The sequence below is a fragment of the Candidatus Clavichlamydia salmonicola genome (assembly GCF_015356765.1).
GTDB lineage: Bacteria > Chlamydiota > Chlamydiia > Chlamydiales > Chlamydiaceae > Clavichlamydia > Clavichlamydia salmonicola.
This window is the reverse complement of record NZ_WTCQ01000026.1, coordinates 1-1,900: the sequence shown is the minus strand read 5'-3', so window position 1 is coordinate 1,900 and position 1,900 is coordinate 1. Positions and strand designations below refer to the sequence as shown.

Below are 1,900 nucleotides of genomic sequence, written 5' to 3'. Positions count from 1 at the left end.
GGTAATATGTCTGGAATAGGTAATGGATTTTCTTCTGGGGTCCAATTTTTAAATGAGAATTTTTTTGTACACACAGGTAGAAAGTTTCCTTCTAGTTTTACAGAGCTTAAAGATAATGTGTCAAAAAATGTGGGAACATGTGCCAAAATATGTACAGCTTTTCTTGATTCTTCATTAGGTTTAGCATTAGCTATGGGGGTAGCTGGAATAGTTACAACATCTCTTTGTGCAGGAGAAGATATGATAGATGTGGTTGCTACTACCTTGCTTCCATCTATCACTACTACCTTGCTTCCATCTACCACTACTACCTTGCTTCCATCTACTACTACCTTGCTTCCATCTACTACTACCTTGCTTCCATCTACTACTACCTTGCTTCCATCTATCGCTACTACCACTATCGCTACTACCACTATCGCTACTACCACTATCGCTACTACTACTATCGCTACTACCACTATCGCTACTACCACTATCGCTACTACTGCTATAGCTGCTTCTACTTTGTCCCCTCTAGGTAGTAGTGAATTCGCATATTTATGTGCGTCAGGGGGTCTCGATTATCTAGGATTAGGTAAAATCGCGGAAAAAAACTGGACTGTGGGTCAATTTGGTATAGGTCGGCAGAGTGGAAATATCTCCACAGGGGATGATATCTATTGTTTTTCATTACAAGACTATCATCATCAATACCCAAATATGTCTGCTCCAGAATGCCAAGCAAATGATTGGAGTGGATATCCAAATTATAACGTAAGCAATGGCTATTTAAGTTATGTGTATGTAGGAGAAAGATCAGATGGTCAGGGATTAGAGCTACAAGGTGCTCTAACTTGTATAATGAAACTGGCATTTGATTTTTTCAGTGCATCAGATTCTAGCTTTGCAGATATGGAATTTTCTGCATTATATAGTCCTTCATCTATGCAAAATGCTACCAGTAATGATATAGATGATGGAATGAATAAAGGTGCTTATTGTTGGGATCAGGAACAAAACATTACAAGCCAATTTCCTCAATATTTTCCTGATATAACTAACTGCACCATTTCTGAGGGAGCTACATTAGCCCCATTAACAACAACTATAACCAGGCTAGCTAGATCTATTGATTCTGTGCCATTAGCACAAGCAATGCTCAGAATAGATGATGGCTGTCCTCCATGTAGTAAAATGATGCTTGCTTTTGGAGCAGGAAGTGCGGTGGTCTTGACTGCTACTGTTGTTAAGATAGTATACGCACTGTGTAAAAAACCTAAGAGAACTAACGCTCAAGTTGTTAATGATAAATTAGGAAAGTTTTTAATGGCAGGTCTGCAGGAAGTGGTGCTTTTAGGTGCTGCTGAGGTTGGTTGTGGTGTTTTATTTTCTTCTCTGAAAGATGTTTGTAAGCCAGCTTCTGAAGAAGATAAACACATGGTAGTGCTTTCAACAGCTCTTTACGTGACTAGTGCAGCTACTAGATTATTACAAAATTGTATTACTAGTCCCATAGAAGAAGATACAGAGCATGAAAAAGATGTAGAAGTAGAGTTGCCCATGCTTGCAAATTCAACGTCAGTAATGGCTCCTTATTCATCTAGTGATAGCAACGATCCAGAAGATCATAGCTAAAACGCAGTCTTAATCTTAAAAGACAGAAGGGATTACTATTTCATGTAATCCTTTCTGTCCTTCTTCAAATCTTCATTTCCTTACGCTATGTTCAAAAAGGTTATTTTCCTTTTTTAATAAAAAAGAAAATAATATGAAGCCAGTCTTGTTGTTAATACTGCTGAATTTTTCTTATCATTTGTCAAATGTTTGTCTTTATTTATGCTTTTAAGTTCTTAAAGACATAAATTTTTTTTGCATTATATAATATTAAAATTTAAATAATATAAACTTTTAAACATGC

General features: G+C 36.6%; 1 protein-coding gene. It reads left to right on the top strand.

What is annotated here, in order from left to right; all coding sequences use genetic code 11:
• Positions 1-1,617: hypothetical protein (locus CLAVI_RS05575; protein WP_228547655.1), on the top strand; the 1,617-nt coding region annotated here is incomplete at its 5' end.
• Positions 1,618-1,900: the final 283 nt, after the last annotated feature.